Genomic DNA, 26,072 nt, shown 5'->3' on the forward strand with positions numbered 1-26,072 from the left:
GGGCGTTTTTTATTACCCTATGGATTCCAATATCCGCTCATCTTTTTGCTTATTAGAAAAATTGATGGCACATTCAATAAGTGCCAAGTGCGAGTAGGCCTGTGGAAAATTGCCCAACAACCGCTTGGTCTTAAAATCGATATCCTCACTAAACAATCCTAAATGGTTGCTATAGCCCAAAAGTCGTTCAAAATACTCGAGAGCCTTTTCTTCCTCGCCTATCTTGAACAATGCATTGATAAACCAAAAGGTGCAAATGGTAAAGGATGATGAAGGAAGTCCAAAATCATCTTCGTTCTTATAACGATACAACAGACCATCATTGCTAAGACCATCTTCTATGGCCTTAACCGTGCTCACATATTTTGGGTCCCTTGCATGGATAAACCCATAAGGTTCCATCAACAGAACGGAGGCATCCAAATGTCTTGAACCATAAGATTGTACAAAAGCATTAATGTCATTGTTCCAGGCATTTTTATGGATATCTTCCTTAATTTCTTGTTCAAGGGCGGTCCAACGTTCCAATTTTCGGGTTTTACCAAACATTTTGGCAACCTTTATAGCCCTATCTATAGCTACCCAGCAGAGCACCTTGGAAAAGGTAAAATGTCTATCCTCTCCCCTAAACTCCCAAATGCCCTTGTCCGGCTCCTGCCAGTGTTTGCCAACAATCCAAACAATACCTTTGGTAATGTTCCATAACTCCTCGCCATTTTCCAAATCATTGCTAAAATTTCGTAGCTGCTCATAAATCACATCCATCAAAATCCCATAGATATCGTTCTGTTTTTGCATATAAGCTGCATTACCCACCCTTACCGGTTTGGATCCTTTATAACCATCCAAATGGTCCAAGGATATTTCGGTCAGCTTTTTTTCTTTGTTGATGCCATACATGATCTGGAGCTTCTCATCCTTATCCGGCATTAGATCGATTATGAATTGTAAAAATCTTTTGGCGGAATTTTTATGTCCCAATTCGGATACAACCTTGATCGCCATTGAAGCATCGCGAATCCAACAAAATCGGTAATCCCAATTACGAACCTCCCCTATGGTCTCGGGAAGCGACGTAGTGGCTGCCGCCAACACTGCTCCTGTTTTGTCGTAGGTCAACATTTTTAAAGTGATGGCACTTCGAATTATCTGATCCTTAAATTTCTTGTAAGTAGGGGTCTTATCCACCCAATCCAACCAGTAAACTTTGGTCCGTTCCAGTTCCAAAGCAATCTTTTGGGTGGTAGGTTTTAATATTTTCTCATGGTAACAAATCAAAAAATACCCATCTTCCTTAAGCGTGGTTTCTTTTTGTTCCAATATATGTTTCTTATTAAAAGAAGTATAGAGGAACAATGTGTCGTATTTACTCTCATGGGTTAGACTGGCAATAAAATCTTCTTTAATATAAAGCTCGGTCTCACCTACAGCATATTCCAATTTTGGATTGTACTTAAATTGAACCTTGGGACTTCCGGACACATACTTTATGTACCGGACTATTTCCGGAGGGGCCATGTATTTCCCGTTCATCTTATGGTGACGGGGCATAAAATCGTGTACCTCAAATACATTTTCGCCATCGGCATACCGCGTTACCAATATTGCGGTGTTCTTGTGGTACTGTTGATCAATTTTATAATTATCGCCCGTTAATATCTCAAAACTCCCACCCTTTTTTTCATCCAGTAGCTTCGCAAACACCGAAGCTGAATCAAATTGCGGCAAACAGCACCAGTCAATGGAGCCTTCTTTGGAAATCAATGCCGCACTCCTACAATTTCCAATAATTCCGTAATTCAAGTTGTCCATAGGTCAAAAAGTCTCAAAAGGGTTCTTATGAATTGGTTTTGCGATCTAATTTCCCGATTTTTAAAGAAACAAAAAATTAAAACACCTCAAAAATCATCCTTTTATGGGCAAAACTATCATAATCTCAAATCGGCTACCCGTTCAATTACAAATTAGCAATGGATCGCTCAATGCAGTACCAAGTGTTGGAGGTTTGGCCACTGGAATGAAATCTGTGCACAGTGGTGGCGAAAGTCTGTGGATCGGTTGGTCCGGGCTCACGGACGAGGATATTCCCGATGGGCTCGAGGATGAAATAGACAAAGCATTGCAGGATAATGGGTGTGCCAAGGTAAAACTAAATGCAAAGGAAGTGGATGGTTTCTACTATGGATTCAGTAACCGTACCATTTGGCCCTTGTTCCACTATTTTTTGGAATATTCCGAGTTTGAATTAACCTATTGGGAAACCTACAAGGCCGTAAACCAAAAGTTTGCCGATGCCATTATAGAAAACTCAAGTGAAGACGATACTATTTGGGTCCACGATTACCAATTGATGTTGGTTCCCCAAATGGTCCGCGAAAAAAGACCGGATACGACCATTGGTTTCTTTCTGCACATTCCTTTTCCTTCTTTCGAAATTTTCAGGACCCTGCCTTGGCGTGAAGAAATCCTGGAAGGATTGTTGGGCTCGGACCTTATCGGTTTCCACACGTACGATTACGAAAGGCATTTTTTGAGCTCCGTCCGCAGATTGATCGGTCTGGATGTAAGCTTCAACGAGATCTATCTGGACAATAGGGTCATAAAAGTGGATTCTTTCCCCATGGGAATCGACTACAAAAAGTTTAGGGATGCCGCTGTTAACCATGATTCAAAAAGTAAAGAAAACCGAAGTGATCTACAAGTTCGTTTGGACAACCACAAAGCATCGGCCCCGGATACCAAATTGATCCTATCCATAGATCGACTCGATTATAGTAAAGGAATAGCAAAGCGAATCAACGCATTCGAGTACTTTCTTCAAAAGTATCCAGAATACAAGGAAAAAGTCCGATTGATCATACTTGCCGTTCCCTCCCGCTCCAACGTTCCACAATATCAATTATTAAAAAAAGAGGTGGACGAACTGGTAGGAAGAATAAATGGTGAGCTTTCCACGGTGAACTGGACACCTATTTGGTACTTCTATCGTTCCCTTCCCTTTGAAAGCCTGATAGACCTATATACATCCAGCGACATTGCATGGCTGACACCCCTTAGAGATGGAATGAATTTGGTGGCCAAAGAATATATTGCTACCCGAACAGATAAGTCTGGGGTACTGATTCTAAGCGAGATGGCCGGTTCGGCCTACGAAATGAACGAAGCTCTGTTGATAAATCCGAATAACTTTGAACAACAAGCAGATACACTTAAGCAAGCCTTTAATATGCCTTTGGAAGAGCAAATATCCCGTAACACTTTTCTTCAGAAAAGATTGGAACGCTACAATGTAGAGGTTTGGGCCAATGAATTTATGAGTGCATTGCAAGAGAACAGAGATCTGGGCAAAGCTTTTATTTCCGAAAAGATGTCGTCCGGCATATTGTCCTCCATTCAAAATGAATATGAAAAATCCAAGAAACGATTATTGTTCTTGGATTATGACGGGACCTTGACAGGTTTCCACAAAGACCCACAAAAGGCATCTCCAGACGAAGAATTGTACCAACTTTTAGATGCCTTGCACAACCAAGAAAACACTACTGTTTTTTTAATAAGCGGGAGGGACAAACAGACCTTTGGCCGATGGTTCTTGCCCAAAAAATATAATATGATAGTAGAGCATGGTGTATGGATTTCCAAAAACGGGGACGAGTTTAAGATGTTGGAACAGGTTAAAGGAGAATGGATGGGCAAAATAAGACCTGTGCTCGAATCTTTTGTAGATCGGACACCTGGCTCGTTTATTGAGGAAAAAAACTATTCCTTAGCTTGGCATTACCGCAATACCGACCCGGATTTCGGGGATAAGAGGGCCACGGAACTCAATACCGTTCTTCGAAGTTTAATCGGCAACGACGATATTAGCGTGCTCAACGGGAACAAGGTAATGGAAATAAAAAACAGTAATGTGAACAAAGGAAGGGCCGCCACTCGTATGTTAACCGAAGACGATTATGACTTTGTTTTTGCCATTGGTGATGATTGGACGGACGAATTTATGTTCCAAGAACTACCGGAGACCGCAATTACGGTCAAAGTCGGTCTTAAAAAAACACATGCCAAGTACCATGTGGAAAATACCACAAGGGTAAGGCAATTATTGAAACGTTTTACAAAGCCATGACACGAGTTTTATTGAGCATTTGCTTGTTGTTCTCCGTTACCTTAGGATGGTCCCAAGTGGAGACAGAGGTATATCTTTTTGATCTAGAAATAAAAGAGGGCAAACCCCTGTTGACCAACCCAAAAAACATTTCGAACAACAATGGTTACGACAATCAACCTTCGTTTTGGAACGACGATTCCATCCTTTTTGCATCAACCCGGGAGGACCAGACCGATGTTCTTCAATTCAATGTTAAAGAAGGAAGCACATCAAAGTGGTTGACCTATACAAAGGCCGGCAGTGAATATTCTCCGCTACGTATTCCCGGAAAGAATGCATTTTCCGCCATACGACTGGATGTGGATGGCTTACAACGCCTATATGCTTACAATTTACAGACACAGGAATCCACACCAATAACAGACTTAAAAATTGGTTATCATGTATGGTACGACCCATCTACCCTGATCGCTACGGTTTTAACGGATAATCGTATGGATCTTGTAATCGTGGATGTTGAAACAGGCACACACCGAATCGTCCATAAAAATGTTGGGCGCTCTTTGCACAACATCCCCGAATCCGATCTGGTCAGTTTTGTTGGAAAAAAGGGCGAGAAGTGGGAAATTTTATCCTTAAACCCTACTACTGGTGAAATAAAAAAGATAATCGACACTTACCAAAATCAGGAGGATATAGCTTGGTTGGGCACCCAAACCATAATTACGGGATTCAACAAAGAATTGCTACGTCTCGAATTGGACGAAGGCGCGGAATGGGAAACCATAATGGAATTCAATCAAGAAGAAATCAACAATATTAGTAGAATCGCCATAAGCCCTAAAGCTAAAAGATTGGCCTTTGTTGCCGAAGGGTCGCCTGCCAAAATAATCCAAAAACAGGTAGAAGCTTTTAACAATAGGGACTTAGATGATTTTGTCTCTTGTTTTTCCGAAAATGTGCGTGTTCTACAATTTCCGGATGAGCCTATGTACCAAGGAAAATCAAAAATGCGCGAGAACTACCAAAGGTTTTTCGAGAACGTAAAAACATCTAACGTTAAAGTTGTAAATCGCATAGTGTTGGGCAACACCATTATAGATGAGGAAATTACCAAAGTGGACGGCAGGGACGGGCACCAAGTCGCTATCTACCAAGTGGCGAATGGTAAAATCCAATACATGACCTTTATATTCCCCGATGGTCCTCTTACCGATGCCGAAAGTATCGTACAAGAACAACTGGACGCCTACAATAAAAGGGATATCGAGGCATTTGCCACCACCTATGCACCCCAGATAGAGATATACAGCTACCCCAATACATTAAACCTAAAAGGCAGGGCGAATCTGGAACAACAATACAGTGCTCTCTTTGAAAACACCCCCGACCTACATGCCAGTATAAAAAACAGGATCGTGATCGGAAACAAGGTGATAGACGAAGAAACGGCAACTATAAATGGAAGGATACTAGAGGCCATTGCTATTTATGAAGTAGAAAATGGCGAAATTAGCAAAGTAACCTTTATCCAATAATAAATACATGAAACTACCGCACAACATTAGTAGAATTGAAGCCTTTAGCGATGCGGTATTTGCTTTTGCCGCGACCCTTTTGGTAGTTTCTGTGGGAACGCAAGCGGAAAATTCCATTTTACAGGTAGATTGGATAGTCTTTTTGAGCTTTTCGGTAAGCTTTTTTGCACTGGTAGGGCTCTGGTCCGTTCATTATAATTTTTTCCGAAGATCAGATTACATGGACAATATGATCATTGGCTTAAATACGGTTCTCCTATTTTTGATTCTTTACTTTATATTTCCGCTCAAATCATTGATCAATTCATGGACGGGGACGCTACAAATCAACAAAGACGATTTTTCTTCGTTATTTCAATTGTACAGCCTTGGGTTTTTGTTGATTTTTACGTGTTTTTCCCTAATGTACCTAAGAGTATACAAGAAGAATGGGACAGGCAATAAATTACATTTGTTTTATGCACGGCATTTTGGAATTTTTGTTTTTGTCGCCTTCGTTTCCATTATCATTGCCAAGTTTCAAATTGGATTATATTACGGTCTCCCCGGAATACTATATACGCTTTTAGGACCTATTTGTTATTTTCACGCCATGTACTTTCAAAAGAAAAACAACTCCCTGTAATATGAAAACTAAACTACTTGCAACGCTGCTCCTTTTTGCATGCATAAGTTATGCACAAACCGACACTAGACTTTATGACATTATAAATTCCGTTTCCGTAGATCGCATAAAGAGCGATGTTACCACTTTGGTAAACTTTGGAACAAGGCATACCCTGAGCGATACCGTTTCCCGGACCACAGGAATTGGTGCTGCCAGGAGATGGATAAAATCAGAGTTCGATAAAATTTCTTCGAACTGCGGTAATTGCTTAGAGGTATTTTATCAAAAAAACTTTGTGAAGAAAGGCGATAATGCACGAATCGTAAAAGATGTTGAAATTGTTAACGTTGTAGCCATCCAAAGAGGCACTAAATATCCCAACCGGTTCATTATCATGAGCGGTGATATCGATTCACGAGTGAGCGACCCTAACAATTACACATCCACCTCTCCTGGGGCAAACGACAATGCCAGTGGAATGGCGGGCACCATCGAAGCCTCAAGGGTACTGTCCAAGTACACGTTCGAAAGCAGTATTATTTATGTGGGCCTTTCTGGAGAGGAGCAGGGACTATATGGAGGAAAAGGTCTTGCAGCCCATGCCAAAGAAAGCGGATGGGATATTGTAGGAATTTTGAACAATGATATGATCGGTAACATTACCGGAGTAGATGGAGTGGTGAGCAATAGGGACTTTAGGATATTCTCGGAACCCGTGCCCCCTACCGAAACGGAACAAGAACGAAGGGCTCGCCGATTCTATGGCGGGGAGGTAGATGGAATCTCGCGCCAACTGGCCAGGTATGTGTACAAAACCACTAAAACCTATATGCCAGAAATGAATCCTATGTTGATCTATCGTTTAGATCGCTTTGGTCGTGGAGGGCACCACAGACCTTTCAACGACGCAGGTTTTGCCGGAATTCGCATAATGGAGGCCCATGAAAATTATACACAACAGCACCAAGATATCAGAACGGAAAATGGCATCGCCTACGGTGACGTATTGGAGCATGTAGATTTTGAATATGCCAAAAAACTCACAGCCGTAAATGCCATAAACCTAGCCTCCATTGCTTGGGCACCGCCATCGCCCAAAACTGTTGAAATCGGTGGCATTGTAGAACCCAGTGCCAAACTTAGATGGAGTAAGGTCGATGGAGCCAAAGGCTATAAAATCTATTGGAGGGATACAACATCCCCCACCTGGGACAATTACAGGTATGTTGGCGATGTAGACGAGCATACCTTGGAAGGTATAGTAATAGACAATTATTTTTTTGGTGTGGCCGCTATTGGTGCAGATGGACACGAAAGTCCTGTGGTTTTTCCTAATAAAGTTTTTAGGTAGGCCTTATTTTTGAATCACTTGGTCTTTTACACCTAAAACTAGCCATTAATACCATTCAGTAACAATCATGAAACAAATCTATTTAATCGTTTTCCTTTTAGTGTCGGGCATTTTATCGGCACAGGAATTTACAAGGCAAGATACACTAAGAGGAAGCATCACCCCGGAGGGAGTGGTGGGATTTGAACTACTACGATCTCAACATCAAGGTAGAACCATCCAAAAAATATATTTCTGGGTACAATATTGTGCGGTACAAAGTTTTAAAGCCTGCCAAAACCCTTCAAATCGACCTTCAAGAACCATTGCAAATCGAATCGGTCTTGCAAGATGGCAAAAACCTGAAATATACCACCGAGGGCAACGCCCACTTCATCAAACTAAAGAAAAAACAGGTGCCGGGAGAGTTCAACGAGATTAAGATCAAATATTCAGGGCGACCACGAGAAGCAGTCCGGGCACCTTGGGATGGTGGTTTTTCTTGGAAACAAGATGAAAATGGCAATCCGTTCGTAGCAACATCCTGCCAAGGTCTGGGTGCAAGCGTTTGGTGGCCCAATAAAGATCATATGTACGATGAGGTGGACAGCATGCGCATTAGTGTTACCGTACCCAAACATCTCGTGGATGTGTCCAATGGGCAATTGGAAGATGTATCGGAAGATGGCGATTTTAAAACATACCATTGGGCGGTTAAAAATCCCATCAACAATTATGGGGTCAACGTAAACATCGGCAACTATACCCATTTTGATGAAACCTACGAAGGAGAAAATGGTACGCTGCAATTGGATTATTATGTATTGCCCGAAAATTTGGAAAAAGCAAAAAAACAGTTTGTTCAAACTCCGATGATGCTCCGAGCCTTTGAACACTGGTTTGGCCCCTACCCTTTTTACGAGGATGGATTTAAGTTGGTGGAAGTCCCCTATCTGGGCATGGAGCACCAAAGCTCGGTGACCTACGGCAACAAATATCAAAATGGGTATTTGGGGCGAGACTTGTCCGGCACTGGTTGGGGCCTGCATTTCGATTTTATAATTATACACGAGGCAGGACATGAGTGGTTTGCCAACAACATTACCTACAAGGATATTGCAGATATGTGGATTCACGAAGGGTTCACGGCGTACTCGGAAAATCTTTACCTCGACTATCATTTTGGCAAAAAGGCTTCTGCAGAATATGTGATCGGAACACGGGCCAATATCCAAAACGATCGCCCCATTATTGGACCATACGATGTGAACAAGGAAGGTTCGGGTGATATGTACTATAAAGGGGCCAATATTTTGCACACCCTCCGCCAATTGGTAGAGGATGATACCAAATGGCGCCAAATATTACGCGGAATCAATAAAGAATTTTATCATAAGACGGTTACAACGGCCCAAATAGAGAATTATCTGAGCAAAAAAACCGAGAAAGACTTATCCGCTTTTTTTAATCAATACCTGAGAACAACCATGATTCCCGAGTTGGAATATAAAATTGAAAACGGCTCCATTACCTACCGATATGTGGATATCGTGGATGATTTTGATATGCCTGTAAAAGCTTTTGTGAACGGGTCGGAAACATGGCTGTTCCCTTCTAAAGAATGGAAATCCGAGCAACTGGATGGCAACGAAGTGATCATTGACAAAAACTTTTATATAAAGACCAATAAAATTTGATTTGAGCAAGTATCCCGAATTCTATTTTAAAAACGATGTTGAGTGGCGGGAATGGCTGCACGAGAACCATAAAGAATACACTGGTATTCACTTGATATTCTATTCTGTTGACCACAGTAAAGAAAGTATGCGATGGGAAGAAGCCGTTAAAGTGGCCCTCTGTTTTGGTTGGATCGATAGTACCGTAAAAAGTCTGGGGAACGGTAAGCGCAAACAATACTTTAGCCCCAGAAAACCTAATACCACTTGGAGTACATTGAACAAGGCTTATATTGAGGAGTTAAAGTCCGATGGGTTAATGCACCAAAGTGGATTGGCCACCATCGATATTGCCAAAGCGAACGGCTCATGGACAGCGCTGGACGATGTGGAAAATGGCGTAATTCCAGACATACTGCAAAAGGCTTTTGATAAGAACCAAACTGCTTTTGAGAATTTTAAAAATTTCACCAAAAGTCAAAAAAAAGGATATCTGTATTGGCTAAAACAAGCCAAACGTGATGAAACCCGCCAAAAAAGAGTCAAGGAGATCATATCGCTATCGGAACAAAACATAAAGTATAGAAACTGGAGATTACCTTCCATATTTTTTTCGGTAGATAAAGGCGGCCACTCCTCCGACAAAAGCAAATGCACTTAGCATCCAAAAAACATTTTGATGCCCCAGTTCCTCCCCGGGGTGGGCATCCAATAGTATCCCATAGGCCGGACCTGCAAATACATCAGGGGTATAACCTACCAAAGAAATGAGACCTACTGCCGTGCCCGTCAAGGTCAAGGGAATTTTACCAACATGCATTACACCAAAATATAATGCACGAGTGGCATAAACTCCAGCTGCAATTACCACTACGGACATAAAGAACAAAACTGTTGTGGTCGGTGCAATAATGCCACTTGCGAAAATCAATCCCCCGATCAGCGTTAGACCAAAACTTATAACCAAAAGCCATGTGATCTTTAGCCTATCTGCGATCAAGCCAAAAATAATACCTGTTGTTGGCCTTAAAAATTGTAGCAAAGTTCCCACTTTTGCGGCATCGACTTGATTGTACAACATGACTTCCTCGGCATATTGTGAGATAATATCCGTGATTTTATACGCTACATATCCACACAGGATAATGACCATCAACAGCCAAACCGAATGAAGTTTTAAAACTTGTTTCATATGATTCCAAGAAATACGATCCAAAACCGCCTTTTCATCGATTGCATCGGATTTCATAAAAAACCAAACAAGGACACCAACTAAAATTATAATTACCGAAGAGGTATAAATTACATAGGTAAATGCCTCTCTTCTATCCTGAAGACCTGCCGTATCCGGTGATTCTGTCAAAAAAAACGAAAAAATGAGCACCCCCAATAAACTGAAGAAAGCTCCCGTGAGACCCCGTCCCCCGTCCAAGAACCCAAATGCCTTACCTTGAGCGTTACGCCCGCCCCAAATTCTAGCAGCCTTGATCATAGGCGCCCAAAACAAAAAAATTGTAGTGAATCCCCACCAACCATATAGCATCTGCAATAACCAAAAAGATGGGTATTGGGCATAAAGGAATCCTCCAGCCGCTGTCATCCATAAAGCAATGGCTATTAATTTTCGAGGTTGGTACTTATCGGCCAATGGTCCTCCAAAAATATACGAAACCATGGCGACCAAGCCATATACCGAAAAACAAAGGCCCAGTTGCACATTGTCCAACCCCAAAACATCCAATACCGTAGGCCTAAATACCCGCGGCAAAACAAAGGGAAGGATAAAAATGGCTTCCCCCGAAAGTATCAACAATATCAAATAGAACCAACTTGGTTTTGCTTCTTTCAAAAAAATTGATTTTGTTAAAAGTCAGCAAAAAACAGGAGAAACCCAAAAATCATTTCAAGCAACGGGCACCTTTTAAAAGTAGGTGGAACAAAAATTCTGTTAACATCCCTTTAAGAAATCCGGGGAGGGTTTTTGGTATCTTTAGGCGACCAAAAAATAACCTTCCAAGTTTAGGAGCGGTTGCAATATGGTCTTAACTAAACTCAAAACATCAGACAACACCAATGAAAAAGTTTATTGCATTTTTTGCATTTCTACTTACCGTAGGTCTTACGGCACAAGAATTTAACATGGACCTAGTTCAGGACATGAAACCAAGAAATATTGGTCCAGCAGGAATGAGCGGACGTGTAACAGCGATTGATGTGGTCCACGACGATCCAGAAGTGATGTACGTAGGAACCGCCTCCGGGGGATTGTGGAAATCCACTTCTGGGGGAATCAAATGGGAACCCATTTTTGATGACCAGGTAACCGCCTCCATAGGTGCAGTTGCCATACAACAATCCAATCCATCCGTAATCTGGGTGGGAACCGGAGAAGGTAACCCACGTAACAGCTTAAATGGCGGATATGGCATTTATAAATCCCTTGATGGTGGAAAATCGTGGAAATCGATGGGATTGGAAAAAACAAGACATATACATCGAGTAATTATAGATCCCACCGATCCCAATGTGGTTTATGTGGGCGCCATTGGCTCACCTTGGGGCGAACATCCGGAACGCGGAGTTTTTAAAACAACGGATGGCGGAAAAACTTGGAACAAGATTTTGTTCGTTAACAACAAGACCGGGGTCGCAGATATGGTAATGGACCCCACCAATCCAAATAAGATTATAGCAGCCATGTGGGAGCACAAAAGAGAACCTTGGTTCTTTAACTCCGGAGGCGAAGGAAGCGGGCTACATATCACACACGATGGTGGTGAAACTTGGAAAAAAATAACTTCGGAAGATGGATTGCCCAAAGGAAATTTGGGAAGAATAGGCGTAGCTATCGCCAGAAACAAGCCCAATATTGTCTATGCTTTGGTAGAGGCCAAAAAAAATGCATTGTACAAATCTACGGATGGAGGTTTTACATGGGCCAAGATCAACGATAAGAGCGATATCGGTAACCGTCCTTTCTATTATTCAGAAATTTATGTAGACCCTCAAAACGAAAACAGGGTATATTCGGTTTTTACTTATGTGAACGTTTCGGAAGATGGAGGCAAAAATTTTAAACAGTTAATGCCCGCCTATGGCGCAAACAATGGAATACACCCCGATCACCATGCCTGGTGGATCCACCCAGAAAATGGCCAATTCATGTTGGATGGCAACGATGGCGGATTGAATATCACAAAAAATGGAGGCGAATCTTGGCGATTTATTGGTAATTTACCTGTTGCACAATTCTATCATATTAGTACGGACAACGAATACCCCTACAATGTATACGGGGGAATGCAGGACAACGGTTCTTGGAGAGGACCTGCCTATGTTTGGAAATCCCAGGGCATAAGAAACAGCTACTGGCAAGAAATTGCTTTTGGCGATGGATTTGATGTAGTTCCGGACAAGGACAACAGCCAGTTCGGTTATGCCATGAGCCAACAAGGCAATGTAAGGCGTTATGACTGGAAAACGGGCAACAGCTACATTGTTCGCCCGACCTCACCGGATGCCGATACCATGCTCCGATTTAATTGGAACGCAGCTATTGGTCAAGACCCTTTTGATAACGGTACCGTTTACTTTGGAAGTCAGTTTGTTCACAAATCCTCGGATAAGGGGTTGACCTGGGAAGTAATTTCGCCCGATCTGACCACTAATGACAAAGAAAAACAAAAACAAAGTGAAAGTGGTGGTCTGACCATGGATGCTACCGGTGCGGAAAATCATTGTACCATTCTTGTGATAGAACCATCTCCAGTGGAACGTAACATGTTATGGGTGGGTACGGACGATGGACGTGTACATTACACACTAAACGGAGGCGAAACTTGGACCGAGGTAACCAAAAATATCAAGGGGCTGCCCACAGGAAGTTGGATTCCGCAGATAAAGGCATCGCACAACAATAAAGGAGAGGCATTATTAGTGGCCAACGATTATAGAAGATTCAACTATACACCTTATGCATATAGAACCACGGATTATGGTAAAACGTGGACGCGCATAGTCGACGAAAAAGATGTGGAAAGCTATGCTTTGTCCATAATCGAAGACCCAAAAAATCCAAACCTGATGTTTCTTGGAACAGATGATGGGCTTTACATCTCATTGAATGCCGGAAACAGCTGGAAAAAATGGAACAAAGGTTTCCCAACCGTTTCCACCAAAGATTTGGCCATACACCCAAGAGAACAAGATTTGGTCATCGGAACCTTTGGTAGGGCCGCATGGGTCTTGGACGATATTCGGCCTTTAAGAGAAATTGCAGGAAATACCACAATTCTTCAAAAAGAAATAGAACTGTTCGAAAGCCCCGATGCCTATTTGGCCGCTTACCAACAGCCAACAGGGAGCCGTTTTGGAGCCGATGCCCTCTATAATGCAGAAAACCGAAGGTCGGGCGCCATGATCACCTATTATTTGAAAGAGGGAAGTAAAATGGCCAAACAGAAGGATAAAAAAGACGAAGACACCGATGAGGAAGATAAAAAAGAGGAGAGCAAAGGTCAAAAGACCAAAGACTCCATTTTCTTCGAATTTTATGACGGAGACCGACTTATCCGTACCCTTAAATACAAAACACCGGAAAAAGCTGGTTTCCACAGGGTTTACTGGAATTTGGACGAAAAGGGACCGGACAGACCCTCTAGAACCATCAGAAAAAATACCCGAGAGCGTGGAGGGGTCGATGTAAAGCCCGGCACATACAAAGTAAAAGTTATCTATGGCGATGCCACCGATTCGACCTCGATAACCGTTAAGACCGATCCTAGATTGGACGTTAATATGGCTTCCGTAAACGAAGTTTATGAAACAGGAAAAAAACTTGAAGGTTTTTCCCAAACCGCAGCGGACGCAGTAAAACAGTTGGTAGAAAGCAAAGATTTGGCCAATTCGTTCAAAAAAGAGCTAAAGGAATTGGACAAGGATAAGTTCAAAGAACAGATCAAAGCTTCCGAAGAAATAGTTAAGCAAATAGATTCCATCGTCGCCCTGTATTTAGGAAAGGACGACAAACGCCAAGGTATTGTTCGGAATCCCGAGCCAACCGTAATGTCAAGAATTGGAAATGCCTCCTATTATGTGGGCACAAGAAAAACCGGAATTACTTCGACCGAAAAAAGGTTGATAGAGTTCGCAGAACAAGAACTAAAAACGGCATTGGACAAGACCAATACATTCTTTAATGACCCATGGAAATCTTATAGATCATCCATTGAATCATTGGACCTTTCCCCTTTTAAAGAAACCAAAAACTTTAACCTTAATTAAAAATTGATGTTTTCAAAATACCGTTGTCAAGCTTAGACAAAATCTGGGTTCGCTATTGAACTCATTTAAAAAGCATTCGACAATGGTATTTTGAATATAGTAACTAAACAAAGAATAAATGATCAGAAAATTAGCAGCCCTATTTTTTATACTTATATCGGGATATGTAAACGCGCAACAACCTGGCGAGGACGAAACCGGTTCTTGGTTCATGTACTTTGGCACCAATAAAATCTCTGAACGCTTTAGCATCCATTCCGAAGCACAGTTCAGGTTTTATGAAACCACCAGTAACTTTAATCAAATGTTGCTTAGAACAGGACTTAATTATCACATTGACCCCAATGCCATTGCAACCGCAGGTTATGCTTTTATAGATACGGACAACTCCTTTTTCGAATTTGAAGGGGAGATCAACTCCAAGGAACATCGAATCTTTGAGCAATTTATTCTTAAAAACAAAGTTTGGGAGTTCTTGTTCGAACACCGGTACCGATTAGAGCAGCGCTTTTTGGATTTTGGCGACTATACCGAAACCCAACATCGCGCGCGATATCGCATTCAGATGACATTGCCACTGACCAATACCTTCTTTCTGAATTTTTATGATGAACTATTTATCAATCTGCAGGACGATCTCTTTGGGCAAAATCGATTATATGGAGCGCTAGGGGTAAATGTTACGGAAAACAGTAGCATCCAAATAGGGTATTTAAGAAACCAGTTCCAAAATGCCGTTTACGATCGGTTACAGTTCGCAGTTTTTTATAATCCAGATCTTAGAGGTCTGTTCAAAAAAAAGAAGCCATAAAAATTCGATTGCTAAATGTTTGACAACAGTACTTTTAATGCCTAAATTAAAGGCTAACCTAAAAAACGATTGTTTTAATGAAAAAAGTACAAATAACTGTCTTAACATTAGTATTTATAGCTGCTTTTAGCTGTAAACAAGCAAAAAAAGAGGCCACAGAAACATCAGTGGAGGTAGAAGAGACCATTGATCAGGTAGTTGAAACCCTAGATCCCGAAGTAATCACCTTTACCATGGAACCCAAGAGTGATAGCAATGTAAATGGCGAAGTTGTTTTTACAGAAAACAGTAATGAGGTAATTATGAGGGCCACCTTTACTGGATTAAATGAAGGTGAACATGCCATACACTTGCACGAAAAGGCAGATTGCTCCTCGCCTGACGGCAAATCCACCGGAGGACACTGGAACCCAACTTTTCAACCACATGGAGAATGGGGTTCCGAAGAGGGGTACCACAAAGGAGATATCGGTAATTTTACAGCCAACGCCGACGGTACAGCCACAATGGAGTTTTCTACAGATGAATGGTGTATTGGCTGTGATGACGATACTAAAAATATTTTGGGAAAGGCTGTTATAGTGCACCAAGGTGCTGATGACCTTACCTCTCAACCATCAGGTGCCGCAGGTGCCAGAATTGCTTGTACAGGCATCATCCAGTAAGTTCTATAAAACGTTAAAAAACAAAAAGCTGTCCAATGGGCAGCTTTTTTATTGACAGCCCCTTTAATAATCCATAACTTAGTAGAAAATTAAAACTTCCAAAATGAAAAAAATACAGATTGCAGCATTGAGCATTCTTTTCATTACCGCATTTAGCTGTAAGCAAAACAAAAAAGAGGAAAAACCCGAAGAGCAAACTGAAGAAATGGCATCGGCCTACAGTATTGTGCAGGATTCCACCAGTGTAAATTTCACCGCTTACAAAACTACCGACAAAGTTCCTGTTGGAGGAACATTCAAAGAGGTAGAATTAAAGTATTCAGCTGGCGAAACACCAATGGAAACCTTGAACGGACTTGAGTTTTCCATCCCGGTAAGCAGTCTTTTCACCAATGACCCAACGGAAGTTCGAGACCCAAAAATCATCGAATTCTTTTTTGAAAAAATGGCAGAGACCCAAACTATTACCGGAACCTTTATGTTTTCCGAAGATAAAAGTTGCTCGGTTAAACTTAGCATGAACGGAGTTACTACCGATTTGCCCATGGAATACGAAATTATGGACGATAACCAGGTGAATTTTTCCGGAGTAATGGACCTAAAGCAATGGGATGCCCTTAATGCCCTGGCCTCTTTGCACGAAGCATGCGAAATTTTGCACACTGGCCCGGATGGTGTAAGTAAAACTTGGGAGGAGGTTGCCATCAATGCATCGGTATTGTTGGAGCAAAAATAGAAGTCTTCCGAGACTAAAAAATAATAAAAGAGCTGCATGTTGCAGCTCTTTTTTTATATATTTAGCCACTTCAATGAACTTGGACAACCTCATACAACAATTTCAAAAAAAGGATAGCGCTGCCTTTGAAACCTTGTACCATATGTATGCGGAAAACATATGTGGTGTTATTAATGTAATCTTGAAGGATGCGGAACGCTCCCAAGAAATCTGTCAGGATGTTTTTGTGAAGGTCTGGGAAAAATCAGATCAGTACGATGCTTCGAAAGGTCGATTTTTCACCTGGTTACTGAATATCGCAAGGAATGCCGCCATCGACGAAGTGCGTTCAAAAAGCCATAAAAACCAAAAAAAGAACCTTGCTGTTGATTCTCTCGTAGGTATTTTTGAAAACAGTGAGGATCTGAACAGTAAAATGGATACTATCGGACTTCAGTCTCTCCTAAAAGGATTGAAGGAAAAATGTATTTTGTTGATAGATATGCTTTACTTTAAGGGATACACCCAAAAAGAAGCCGCCAAAGAGCTGAATACGCCAATTGGCACTATAAAGACACGAATAAGAAGCTGTATTTCGAGCATTAGAAAAAATATGGCATAAGCATGGATGTGAAAGCTTACATAGCATCTGGAATTTTGGAACTCTACGTAGCTGGGGCCCTGTCACCTGAAGAAATTCTTGAGGTGCAGCACTATGCGCTTCAGTACCCCCAAATACAAAAGGAAATCGAGGCAATCGAAAATGCTGTTCTACAGCTAACGGAAGCCGCTTCGCCCAAAATGCCGGAAAACGGTTTTGCCAAGATAAAGGAAGAAATAGACGATGTTATTCCGTTTACTCCAGAAGCTTCCAAAAGTAGTGGAACTACTTGGGGCAGCTACTTGGGCTGGGCAGCATCGGTATTATTGGCCGTAGGGCTGTTCTGGTTGTACACGGAAAACAACAAGCTCAAGAACCAAATTGAGCTTACCAACCAAGAAAAGCAAAGTCTGGAAGATATCTTATCCGATACCCAAGCGGAAATCACCTCAAAGGAAATGCTGTTGCAAGAAATCAGGGATAAAGATGTTTCCGTAATTGCCCTTGGTGGGCAAACCATCTCTCCTTCCTCCTATGCGAAAGCTTATTGGAACAAGGAAGAACAGAAAGTTATTATCGATGCCCAAGGGCTTCCCGAACCTCCTGAGGGATTCACCTACCAAGTTTGGTCATTAAAATTGGACCCACTTACCCCCACCAGCCTAGGCCTATTGGATGATTTTGCATCGCAGGACAATAAACTCTTTACCTTGGAAAATTCCAACGAATCTGAAGCCTTTGGCATCACCTTGGAACCTGAGGGCGGAAGCGAGACACCAACGCTGGAGCAATTGTACACCTTGGGTGCGGTTGGTGTCTAAACATAAAAAAGAAGGCAGCCCAGCATAAACCGAACTGCCTTCAAAACTTAGATTACCTAAAAAAACAATCGAATATTAAAGTTTTATACCTACGCCCACTCCAAAAATCCATGGGTTTATATCCACATCGGCCTCTACCGTGGCACCCAAAGCTGTGGTCGCATTTACGGTTGCCGTAGTGTTCAAGAACAGTTTTTTAACATCGAAGTTCAAAAACCATTTATCGTTGAGCATAAAATCGAAACCTCCTTGTAGGGCAAAGCCAACAGCTGTATCGTAATCCACATCATCTGCAATGGGTCCTTCATCAACACCATAGAACAAGGTCAAATTTGGACCAGCGCCCAAATACGGAACAAGATTGCCTCCTGTAAAATGGTACTGAGCGGTCAATGTTGGAGGCAACAACCAAACATGCCCCAGATCAATATCTCCCGCGGCGGTCCCAATGGCTTCCACATCGTGTTTGGCCGTGGCCAAAATCAATTCCAAGGACCAATTATCATCAAAAAAATAACTTATGTCAAATTCTGGTACAACAGTGGTCGAAATATCCACATCTCCGCCTATGGCCTCTATATCCGCGCTCTCATCGGGAGTTACCACAATACCTCTTAATCTAAACTGCCATTTACTGCTATCATCCACAGGGGCGTCCTGTGCAATTACCAAATTGCCCAATCCCATTAAAGCGACCACAGCTGCTAGTATTCTTTTTTTCATCGTGTGTTAATTTTAATTGATGAAGCAAAACTAGTGTGACACTCCCTGCGGGAATATGATGTTTATCATTGAATAAAAAATCCATATACCCTATCAAAAAAGAAAAATATGTAACAGAACATCGGCTTTAGAGGGCTAAAACCATTTTTTTCGTTTAAAAATTATGATGGTGACCAATACAACGATCAGCATAACCCCCAACAAAATAAAGTACCCATTGGCAAGCCGAAGTTCTGGCATGTTATCAAAATTCATCCCATAAATGCCCGCCAAAAATGTGAGTGGAATAAAAACCACAGAGAAAATGGTCAAGGTTTTCATTACTTCGTTCAAACGGTGGCCCTGCATACTAAAAAAAAGATTTATCTGGCTCTCAAGTTCCATTATATCCGAATCGATGTCCATGATCAGCCCACTGATCTGCTCTCGAAGTTCACTAAAATATTTGGTCTGAAATCCTTTTACCTCTACCCTCTCCAGTTTAATAATTATGTCCCTAAGGCCGTGAGACGCTTTTTTAAAATCTTGAATAATAGCTTTTTTTTGTTCTACCTCAAACATAAATTCCGGTGTTGGTTCCTGTTTTACGATGGCTTCCAACGCATTTTCCATCAGTACGGTCTCTTCATACTTTTCCTTATAGTTCGCTATCAAGGTTTCCAGTATAAAAAACAAAAGATAATCTGCTCGTTTTTTACGGATAATGCCCTTATTTTCAAATATACGTTGCCTGATCCAATCAAAATGATCTCCCCATTTTTCCTGTATGCACCACACAAAATCCTTGGATACCACAAAGTACATTTGTTCGGATTCCATACTATCGTGTTCGGTTTTTAGGATTCTGGCCGCAATGAACAATTGGTCTTCCAGCTCAATGACCTTGTTCCCCATTTTCTGGTTCAACAGAAGGCGTAACAAGAAATCATCGAGATTGTTCCCGTTTACCATCTGGCGGAATTCATCCATATACTGCAAACCGTAAGTATTTATCCAAGTTATAGACTTATCTCCCTTGGATAGCACTGAATCATCGGTGATCGTAAATTTTCTGTTGTAGTAATTGTCCGGTGAGTAATTTATTACCCATGAATTTTCTTCAAAATCTGTTTTCATGGCATATAAAGTGAAAAGGTTTATTCGTAGTTTAGATCCTTAAGTTAATTCAAATTTGCAAAGTACCACCATGATTGATACAATGACTTTTAAAACCGATTTTCTATACACCATAATTCTGCTCGTTATTGTGTTCTCGCTCCATTATTTGAACAAAAATGCCATTAGGCGGTTTGGACGTTCGAGTTCGATAGACATGAACAGTAGGAAAGTTATTTTCTACCTCAACAATATTCTGTTCTTTATTTTGGCCTTTCTCGGACTATCGTTTATCTGGGGGGTCAATCTGGAAGACATCTCATTGTTTCTCTCGTCCGTGTTGGCAATTTTAGGTGTGGGATTTGTGGCTCAATGGTCCATACTCTCCAATTTAACGGCCAGCGTAATCCTGTTTTTTAGCCATCCTCTGCGTTTAGGCGATAGAATTCGTGTAATGGACAAGGACTTTGATTGGACCGGAAAGGTAGAGGACATTAGTGGGTTTTATCTTTTTATGCGGACCGATGATGGTAAACAAATCACCATTCCAACCAATTTGGTCATTCAAAAAGGTATCGAGATACTGCATGAAGAGGTTGCCGAAACCAAAGAAATAGTGCCGAAAGAATAAAAAGCGCCACGGCTTAATGCCGCGGCGTACCTAAAAACAACAACCAAGCCGAGATCGTAACGATCTGCAACCTTGCTCTTTGCAGGATAAAAATTAAAGACCAGCTATCTGAGCTTCTTTTATGGGACCAAGCTCATATGCCGCTTCCAACAATTCCTGTTTTAGTTCTCTCACTTTTTCCATCAGCCCATTTGCTTTATAGACTTCAGCGGCTTGATGAAGAATGGCTGGCTCAAAAGTGGCGCCCATTACATGCTTTTCTACCAGCTCCAAGGCTTTTTTCTTTTCTCCCATGTGCAATAAACTGTAGGCCAGCCAACCATAAGATTCTGGCGTAGGCCTGTTGTTCACCTCTTCCTGAGCAAGTTTATAGGCTTTTTGCTCCACATCCATCTCCAACAAAAAATCTAAATTGTAGGCATTGTACATATCGCCATATTGAGGATTGTTTCCGACTATTTTGTAATAATCATCCAAGGCTTGCACCCGAAGCATATCGTTGTTCATAAAATCGGCAATCTCGGCCTTCAGTAAATAATATTCAGGGGATTGGTTCTTTTGCATTATGGAATCCAGAATGCGCAGGGCTTCCCTACCATTTCTTTCATGGGAGTAAACAATCCATGCAATACTTTTTTTTGCATACGCATTCTGGGGATCAATGTGCAATGCACGTAGATAACGGTTATAGGACTCCTCGATTCTTCCAGCATGACCGTAAAAGTCACCCAAGTTGGTATAGGACCACAATAGTAATCCTTTGTTTTTGGAGGATTCTGCTCGGGCTGTGGCCTTTTCCATAAACTGGATCGCAATATCCAAATCTCCTTTGTAATCGTTCCATTTGGCCACTCGTATCAGATAACCAAAGTCGGACATATTCTGAATGCTATCCAAGTATTGATTGGCGAGATCATAATTCCCCAATTCCATATGAAGATCAAATAGAAGGCTTTGGGTCTCATTTACACCACTACCAAAGCTCTGGGCTTTTTCCGCTAACTCCAGGGCCTCCCTAAACCGGTGCTGCGAGATGTAATTTCTGGCCAACGCCCGGAGGTATCCCGCCTTACCAACGGCAGCAATTTCCACTGCCTTTTTTAGGGATCGTTCCGCGTCCTTTAAATACTGAATATTACCAGTCCCACTAAAAAATCGGTTATACTCACTTGCCACGTTCCCCAAACTGAGCAATTGTACACTATCCGATTTAATTTTATCGTCCCAAAGCTGAAAGTACTTTGAGGTAGCCTTAGCAGGTGCAGCGGCCAGATATATATCATAATCCTGCCTATTGGTCTTGAATTCTGTTTCTTGTTGCTGACATGATACCAAAAACAGTATCATCGGCATTAAAATGGTGTGAAATTTTATTGTTTTCATCTTATTGTTGTTGTTTTTATTACAAAAGGGAGAAGAAAGAACTTTCCCCTCCCCTTCTCTTTCATAGCAATTATTCTGGTGCTCCCAAATAAGGAAAGGTATTCGATATACTAGCTGTTAGCCCCACACCGTCCGAAGTCAGTCTTGGCAAATCTGCCATTCCATCATTATCCAAATCCTGTCCGCTAAAGCGGTCACCTTGCATTCCTCCGAAAAATAAGATCAGGGACACATCAATAATGTCGTCGTTTGGATGTCTCCCTGTAAGGGCTACCTCATCACCGTCCGGTACCAAAATGCTTCCATCGTTATCCAGATCTGTACCGGGGTTAAAATAGGTTGTGGGCAAATCTGGAGCGACCTCCAAAACATCTGCCGACAAGACAGTGGTCAACGTTGCAGCGTCCAGTCCCAAAATATTGTTTTCGTAATCCACATCGGCAGGGTCCAATCCCAGTTTAAGGGCGTATACATCATGATATTGCTCCAATCGGGCCTGAAATCCTGCCTGGAAGGCAGCAGTCATCTCAGAAGGGACCGTGATGTTATGGGCATCCTTTACACTTGGCTCGCCTTCCGTGTCAAAACTTAGCGTGGTATTGATTCCTGGGCGGCCAATATGGTCCACCTGTGCAAATGTCCCCGCAAAGTCAACACTGTCCATATTGTCATCATCCATCATAAGGTCGTCGTCCATGTAGGTTCCGTTGTCATCATTGTTACAGCCGATAACCAGGCAAAGGCTCAGCAAAAGAGTTGTGATATAGAAAGATTGTCTTAGTCTCATAGTACAGTTTTAAAGTTTCTTATTGTTTTCTGTTTGTGGTGACCCAAGTTTTATACACCAAAAGTCCCAAAGCATTGGTTGCTGTTGGCGTGCCCAACATGCTATTGGGAATTTCCACAATGATGGACATCGTATTGGCGCCATCAAAGGTGTCGGCAGCCTCCTCTGGAGGTAAAAATCCGTTCGGAGCAGAATCCAGTTCTGGAGAAATCACCGCATTAAATTGGAAGAAATCGAAAAAGAAAGGGTCTTGTCTTGGTCCTGCGAAAAGGGAAACACCATCCGAGGTAGTCTCCACAATGGCAGTGCTCGAAGAAATTTCCACGTCTCCCAATGCGGCATCGGTGTACACTTCACTATTCAATCCGGTTTGTGCAGGTGCGGTAGGACCAAAAAAATACATTCTCCCATCACGCGCAATGGCCTGAATAACCTGATCTTCCACAAGGTCACCATCCAAATCAATATTGATTTCAGTAAGTACGTTCTCATCAAATGTTCCGTAAGCTAAATCGGGGAGTACATTGGATTGCAAATCCACCACAAAAACGGTGTTATCAGAACCCTCGTTTGGTTCAAAAGCATAAAAATCGGCAATATCCGCACTGGTTCCTGCAGATGAAGGTGCGTCAATATGGTCCGCGGAAATCAAGATAGTTGCAGCGGTTACCAAGACACCTAGGCCAAATAGCCATTTCATTGTTTTTTTCATGTTACTTGTTTTTTAAGTTACGTTCAACCCTACTTACGGAACCTTGCGGGAAGCGGTTTGGTTTTAAAATGTTAAAATCATCTTAACCGTATTTTAGCGATGAGATGCCCTTACCATAAACCAAAGTCGTGGAAATTGTTTTACTTTGACCTCTTAATTCAGTTACATGAACCCTTCTGCATCCGGATGGATCAATAAGTTCGGCCACCTTGTTAATCAAGAGTCTTCTCTCTTTGAAGACTTTGACAGTATGTACCAAGAACTAAAGACAAATGGGTTCGTTTATGGCGTTCACTTGGACATACCCTCCTTTATTGAAGTGGAACACACTTTAACAGAAGACGAAATTGCCAAGATCAATCTCCTTTCCGCTCTATATTTTACCTATACTTTTGAGGTGGGAAAGAACGATTTTGAAGCCTTCGTGGAAAAAGTATTCGAGTATTATCAATCCCTTAATGTTAGCCGTGTATCCTATCTAAACAAAATATTTAGTGGTTCCAAAACAGAATCCCAACTGGAAAAACTGATCGATTCCAGAATTTATTTGAGCGATAATACCTTTAGCCGGGCATTTGGCAATAGCCTAACCAATTCTTTGCTCTATGTGGATATACTAATTTTTATGGTATACCTTCGTGGGAACAATAATGTTATGGAGCATGCCCAACTTTTGGAGTACGTTACCATCAACATTGTGTACCATGCACTAAACGCCAAAGAAACCCACGAGTCCGATGCAAAACTGATACAATTATTGGGTTCTTCCTTAACCTATGTTGATCTGGACGAGGCAAAATATGATGGTGATTACACCGATTTACTGTCCCGAAATTTTACTGAGAACGAGAGAGATTATTTCTTGGATATGGCCTGCTTGACCATCTGGGAAGACAAGACTTTGGACTATACTGAAACCGACTATATTTTTGGGTTGGGGAAGGACTTGAAAAAGACTAAAAAAGAGATAGAATCCGAGCTGAAATTTGTGAAGAATTTCTTTGAGGAAAACAAGGAAAAAATAGCCTACTTGAACAACAAAAATTTAGCTGTTCAATTCTATGATGGGATGTCCAAAAATGTCACCAAACTAATCCTGAGAAATAGCAAAAGATTAAAAAAAGAACTTACTGAAAGTCGGGAATTGGTCTCCCTTTTATCCAAGTCGACCATTAAAGATCTAAGCCCGGAAGAAAAGAAAAAAGTGCAGAACCAATTGTTGGATATTTTTAAGAGCATACCCTCATTGGCCATTTTTATGTTGCCCGGCGGGGCGGTACTTTTACCAATTTTCATTAAATTGATTCCCAAACTGCTGCCTTCGGCCTTCGACGATAATCGGATTGAGGAAAAATAGATCGCATGGGTCAAAAAAGGCACTATAAGAAAAATTTATAATTTATTTTTATTCATATTAAACATATGAAATCCAGATTATTAAGACTCTTTACTCCAACCATAGCTTGAAGTCTCTTACTCTTTCCCTACTTACAATAATTTCGTGCTCATTAAAATGGTTGAGCTTAATTTGAAGCCTTGAATTGGTGTATGAAATAATGTCTGCTATATGGTTGATGTTCACGTAGAACTTTCGGCTCACCCTAAAAAAAGTATGTGGTTCCAACTCCTCCTCCAATTGCTCCAGGGTAGTATCCAGCAAATAATTTCTACCGTCCGAAGTCGCCGCATAGGTACCTTTGTTCTCACTATAAAAACATTCTACTTCGTCCGCATTTATAATTTTTAAGTGCTGTCCCACCTTGGCCGTAAAACGTTTTTTGTACTCACGTTCCAAAGGGTTTATCAAGAGCTTTTTTATGTCGTTAAAATCGACCGGGATTTTTCGGTTTTCCGGCTTAAAATCCCTGTACTTTTTAACCGCACTTTCCAACTCTTCCTCATCAATAGGTTTTAGTAAATAATCAATGCTGTTCAACTTAAAAGCCTGTAGTGCATATTCATCATAAGCAGTGGTGAAAATTATGGCACTTTTTACCTCGACCACATCAAAAATTTCGAAGGAAAGACCATCTGATAATTGGATATCCAGAAAGATCAGATCGGGATGTGGATTATCTTGAAACCAAACAATGGAATCTTCCACCGAATGCAACATGGTGGAAACATCAATTTCCAATTCTGAAAGCAATCTGGATAATCGTCTTGCCGCTGGTTTTTCGTCTTCGATTATTAGGACATTCATGTAATTTTGGTTGTATTTGGTTATGCTGGTCTTCTTTTATTTAAGAATTTAGATCTATCAATAATCATTGGTTTCATCCTCTTCCATATATTTTTGGATCTGGCGTTCTTCCCATTTTTTAAAGAAAGTGATTTTATGCCTAAAAATAATCAAAGTATGTACAAGCAATATCACTCCCCAAATCAAAATATTGGCATTTACCCATTCGTAATAATATGATTCTTTTGGAAATGCCACTGGTAAAAGTGAATTGAGCACCCCTGTTCTTAACAATACCAGAATACCGTTTACGATCACAAAGATCATAATATGCCTGTAATATCCTTTCAGTTCTTTAACCCGTTTTTTGGCCGCCTCCAAAGAAATGTTTTTGTTCTCCATCA

General features: G+C 41.4%; 22 protein-coding genes and 1 pseudogene. 14 read left to right on the plus strand and 9 right to left on the minus strand.

Annotation, left to right across the window (positions count from 1 at the left end; translation table 11 throughout):
- Positions 1–12 precede the first annotated feature (12 nt).
- Positions 13–1,812: a glycoside hydrolase family 15 protein gene (locus tag MJO53_RS00390; RefSeq protein WP_252079998.1), complete on the minus strand. Its 1,800-nt coding sequence runs from the start codon at positions 1,810–1,812 to the stop codon at positions 13–15.
- Positions 1,813–1,915: 103 nt separating this feature from the next.
- On the opposite strand from MJO53_RS00390, the gene MJO53_RS00395 reads away from it, so the two are divergent.
- The 6 genes and pseudogenes from MJO53_RS00395 (at position 1,916) to MJO53_RS00420 (ending at position 9,920) form a co-directional block, all read left to right on the plus strand.
- The gene (locus tag MJO53_RS00395; protein ID WP_252079999.1) at positions 1,916–4,126 is read left to right on the plus strand and encodes a bifunctional alpha,alpha-trehalose-phosphate synthase (UDP-forming)/trehalose-phosphatase; all 2,211 of its coding nucleotides are present in this window, start codon (positions 1,916–1,918) and stop codon (positions 4,124–4,126) included.
- Entirely contained in the window at positions 4,123–5,646 is a 1,524-nt protein-coding gene (locus MJO53_RS00400; RefSeq protein ID WP_252080000.1) for a nuclear transport factor 2 family protein, read from the plus strand. The genes MJO53_RS00395 and MJO53_RS00400 overlap by 4 nt, the downstream gene beginning before the upstream one ends.
- 7 nt (positions 5,647–5,653) lie before the next feature.
- On the plus strand, positions 5,654–6,271 hold the full coding sequence (locus tag MJO53_RS00405; RefSeq protein ID WP_224836607.1) for a TMEM175 family protein: 618 nt from the start codon (positions 5,654–5,656) through the stop codon (positions 6,269–6,271).
- Between the two features lies 1 nt (position 6,272).
- The gene (locus MJO53_RS00410) at positions 6,273–7,604 is read left to right on the plus strand and encodes a M28 family peptidase (RefSeq protein ID WP_252080001.1); all 1,332 of its coding nucleotides are present in this window, start codon (positions 6,273–6,275) and stop codon (positions 7,602–7,604) included.
- Between the two features lie 67 nt (positions 7,605–7,671).
- Positions 7,672–9,280, plus strand: a pseudogene (locus tag MJO53_RS00415) (M1 family metallopeptidase).
- Position 9,281: 1 nt separating this feature from the next.
- Positions 9,282–9,920 (plus strand): YdeI/OmpD-associated family protein, encoded by a 639-nt coding sequence (locus MJO53_RS00420; protein ID WP_252080002.1) that lies wholly within the window; start codon positions 9,282–9,284, stop codon positions 9,918–9,920.
- Here MJO53_RS00420 and MJO53_RS00425 read toward each other — a convergent pair.
- Positions 9,855–11,108 (minus strand): MFS transporter, encoded by a 1,254-nt coding sequence (locus MJO53_RS00425; protein WP_252080003.1) that lies wholly within the window; start codon positions 11,106–11,108, stop codon positions 9,855–9,857. The genes MJO53_RS00420 and MJO53_RS00425 overlap by 66 nt on opposite strands.
- 224 nt (positions 11,109–11,332) lie before the next feature.
- On the opposite strand from MJO53_RS00425, the gene MJO53_RS00430 reads away from it, so the two are divergent.
- From MJO53_RS00430 to MJO53_RS00455, 6 genes are all read left to right on the plus strand, one after another.
- Positions 11,333–14,542 carry a VPS10 domain-containing protein gene (locus MJO53_RS00430; RefSeq protein ID WP_252080004.1) on the plus strand — a complete coding sequence of 1,070 codons (3,210 nt, stop codon included), beginning with the start codon at positions 11,333–11,335 and terminating at the stop codon, positions 14,540–14,542.
- A gap of 118 nt (positions 14,543–14,660) precedes the next feature.
- Positions 14,661–15,353 (plus strand): DUF2490 domain-containing protein, encoded by a 693-nt coding sequence (locus MJO53_RS00435; protein WP_224836600.1) that lies wholly within the window; start codon positions 14,661–14,663, stop codon positions 15,351–15,353.
- 77 nt (positions 15,354–15,430) lie between these two features.
- Positions 15,431–16,018 (plus strand): superoxide dismutase family protein, encoded by a 588-nt coding sequence (locus MJO53_RS00440; protein WP_252080005.1) that lies wholly within the window; start codon positions 15,431–15,433, stop codon positions 16,016–16,018.
- A gap of 103 nt (positions 16,019–16,121) precedes the next feature.
- The gene (locus MJO53_RS00445) at positions 16,122–16,754 is read left to right on the plus strand and encodes a hypothetical protein (protein ID WP_252080006.1); all 633 of its coding nucleotides are present in this window, start codon (positions 16,122–16,124) and stop codon (positions 16,752–16,754) included.
- Between the two features lie 73 nt (positions 16,755–16,827).
- The gene (locus MJO53_RS00450) at positions 16,828–17,355 is read left to right on the plus strand and encodes an RNA polymerase sigma factor (protein WP_252080007.1); all 528 of its coding nucleotides are present in this window, start codon (positions 16,828–16,830) and stop codon (positions 17,353–17,355) included.
- 2 nt (positions 17,356–17,357) lie between these two features.
- Complete coding sequence (locus tag MJO53_RS00455; protein WP_252080008.1) at positions 17,358–18,155, plus strand: anti-sigma factor; 798 nt, start codon at positions 17,358–17,360, stop codon at positions 18,153–18,155.
- A gap of 75 nt (positions 18,156–18,230) precedes the next feature.
- On the opposite strand, the gene MJO53_RS00460 is transcribed toward MJO53_RS00455, so the two are convergent.
- The gene (locus MJO53_RS00460; protein ID WP_252080009.1) at positions 18,231–18,878 is read right to left on the minus strand and encodes an OmpW/AlkL family protein; all 648 of its coding nucleotides are present in this window, start codon (positions 18,876–18,878) and stop codon (positions 18,231–18,233) included.
- A 135-nt stretch (positions 18,879–19,013) separates the two neighbouring features.
- Entirely contained in the window at positions 19,014–19,994 is a 981-nt protein-coding gene (locus MJO53_RS00465; RefSeq protein WP_224836594.1) for a CorA family divalent cation transporter, read from the minus strand.
- A 70-nt stretch (positions 19,995–20,064) separates the two neighbouring features.
- Here MJO53_RS00465 and MJO53_RS00470 point away from each other — a divergent pair, with 70 nt between their 5' ends.
- A complete protein-coding gene (locus tag MJO53_RS00470; protein WP_224836593.1) occupies positions 20,065–20,604 on the plus strand; it encodes a mechanosensitive ion channel family protein in 540 nt (179 codons plus the stop codon).
- A gap of 93 nt (positions 20,605–20,697) precedes the next feature.
- On the opposite strand, the gene MJO53_RS00475 is transcribed toward MJO53_RS00470, so the two are convergent.
- The 3 genes from MJO53_RS00475 to MJO53_RS00485 all read right to left on the minus strand — a co-directional run bounded on the left by MJO53_RS00475 (position 20,698) and on the right by MJO53_RS00485 (position 23,486).
- Complete coding sequence (locus MJO53_RS00475) at positions 20,698–21,987, minus strand: tetratricopeptide repeat protein (protein ID WP_252080010.1); 1,290 nt, start codon at positions 21,985–21,987, stop codon at positions 20,698–20,700.
- A 70-nt stretch (positions 21,988–22,057) separates the two neighbouring features.
- On the minus strand, positions 22,058–22,774 hold the full coding sequence (locus MJO53_RS00480) for a hypothetical protein (protein ID WP_252080011.1): 717 nt from the start codon (positions 22,772–22,774) through the stop codon (positions 22,058–22,060).
- 19 nt (positions 22,775–22,793) lie between these two features.
- A complete protein-coding gene (locus MJO53_RS00485) occupies positions 22,794–23,486 on the minus strand; it encodes a DUF4331 family protein (RefSeq protein WP_252080012.1) in 693 nt (230 codons plus the stop codon).
- A 166-nt stretch (positions 23,487–23,652) separates the two neighbouring features.
- Between MJO53_RS00485 and MJO53_RS00490 the strand changes: the two genes are divergently transcribed.
- On the plus strand, positions 23,653–24,843 hold the full coding sequence (locus MJO53_RS00490) for an LETM1-related biofilm-associated protein (RefSeq protein WP_252080013.1): 1,191 nt from the start codon (positions 23,653–23,655) through the stop codon (positions 24,841–24,843).
- Positions 24,844–24,933: 90 nt separating this feature from the next.
- Here the strand turns inward: MJO53_RS00490 and MJO53_RS00495 are convergent, their stop codons facing one another.
- Complete coding sequence (locus MJO53_RS00495; protein ID WP_224836588.1) at positions 24,934–25,689, minus strand: LytR/AlgR family response regulator transcription factor; 756 nt, start codon at positions 25,687–25,689, stop codon at positions 24,934–24,936.
- A 57-nt stretch (positions 25,690–25,746) separates the two neighbouring features.
- Positions 25,747–26,070 (minus strand): 2TM domain-containing protein, encoded by a 324-nt coding sequence (locus tag MJO53_RS00500; protein ID WP_224836587.1) that lies wholly within the window; start codon positions 26,068–26,070, stop codon positions 25,747–25,749.
- Positions 26,071–26,072 lie beyond the last annotated feature (2 nt).

Source organism: Flagellimonas marinaquae, assembly GCF_023716465.1.
GTDB classification, from domain to species: Bacteria; Bacteroidota; Bacteroidia; order Flavobacteriales; family Flavobacteriaceae; genus Flagellimonas; species Flagellimonas alginolytica.

What these genes read in the sequence shown, in the direction of transcription:
- MJO53_RS00410 (WP_252080001.1), top strand. Translation starts at nt 6,273, where the DNA reads ATGAAAACTAAACTACTTGCAACGCTGCTCCTTTTTGCATGCATAAGT.
- MJO53_RS00395 (WP_252079999.1), top strand. Translation starts at nt 1,916, where the DNA reads ATGGGCAAAACTATCATAATCTCAAATCGGCTACCCGTTCAATTACAA.
- MJO53_RS00405 (WP_224836607.1), top strand. Translation starts at nt 5,654, where the DNA reads ATGAAACTACCGCACAACATTAGTAGAATTGAAGCCTTTAGCGATGCG.
- MJO53_RS00495 (WP_224836588.1), bottom strand. Translation starts at nt 25,689, where the DNA reads ATGAATGTCCTAATAATCGAAGACGAAAAACCAGCGGCAAGACGATTA.
- MJO53_RS00430 (WP_252080004.1), top strand. Translation starts at nt 11,333, where the DNA reads ATGAAAAAGTTTATTGCATTTTTTGCATTTCTACTTACCGTAGGTCTT.
- MJO53_RS00485 (WP_252080012.1), bottom strand. Translation starts at nt 23,486, where the DNA reads ATGAAAAAAACAATGAAATGGCTATTTGGCCTAGGTGTCTTGGTAACC.
- MJO53_RS00470 (WP_224836593.1), top strand. Translation starts at nt 20,065, where the DNA reads ATGATTGATACAATGACTTTTAAAACCGATTTTCTATACACCATAATT.
- MJO53_RS00480 (WP_252080011.1), bottom strand. Translation starts at nt 22,774, where the DNA reads ATGAGACTAAGACAATCTTTCTATATCACAACTCTTTTGCTGAGCCTT.
- MJO53_RS00455 (WP_252080008.1), top strand. Translation starts at nt 17,358, where the DNA reads ATGGATGTGAAAGCTTACATAGCATCTGGAATTTTGGAACTCTACGTA.
- MJO53_RS00390 (WP_252079998.1), bottom strand. Translation starts at nt 1,812, where the DNA reads ATGGACAACTTGAATTACGGAATTATTGGAAATTGTAGGAGTGCGGCA.
- MJO53_RS00450 (WP_252080007.1), top strand. Translation starts at nt 16,828, where the DNA reads ATGAACTTGGACAACCTCATACAACAATTTCAAAAAAAGGATAGCGCT.
- MJO53_RS00445 (WP_252080006.1), top strand. Translation starts at nt 16,122, where the DNA reads ATGAAAAAAATACAGATTGCAGCATTGAGCATTCTTTTCATTACCGCA.
- MJO53_RS00440 (WP_252080005.1), top strand. Translation starts at nt 15,431, where the DNA reads ATGAAAAAAGTACAAATAACTGTCTTAACATTAGTATTTATAGCTGCT.
- MJO53_RS00500 (WP_224836587.1), bottom strand. Translation starts at nt 26,070, where the DNA reads ATGGAGAACAAAAACATTTCTTTGGAGGCGGCCAAAAAACGGGTTAAA.
- MJO53_RS00490 (WP_252080013.1), top strand. Translation starts at nt 23,653, where the DNA reads ATGAACCCTTCTGCATCCGGATGGATCAATAAGTTCGGCCACCTTGTT.
- MJO53_RS00460 (WP_252080009.1), bottom strand. Translation starts at nt 18,878, where the DNA reads ATGAAAAAAAGAATACTAGCAGCTGTGGTCGCTTTAATGGGATTGGGC.
- MJO53_RS00400 (WP_252080000.1), top strand. Translation starts at nt 4,123, where the DNA reads ATGACACGAGTTTTATTGAGCATTTGCTTGTTGTTCTCCGTTACCTTA.
- MJO53_RS00475 (WP_252080010.1), bottom strand. Translation starts at nt 21,987, where the DNA reads ATGAAAACAATAAAATTTCACACCATTTTAATGCCGATGATACTGTTT.
- MJO53_RS00435 (WP_224836600.1), top strand. Translation starts at nt 14,661, where the DNA reads ATGATCAGAAAATTAGCAGCCCTATTTTTTATACTTATATCGGGATAT.
- MJO53_RS00465 (WP_224836594.1), bottom strand. Translation starts at nt 19,994, where the DNA reads ATGAAAACAGATTTTGAAGAAAATTCATGGGTAATAAATTACTCACCG.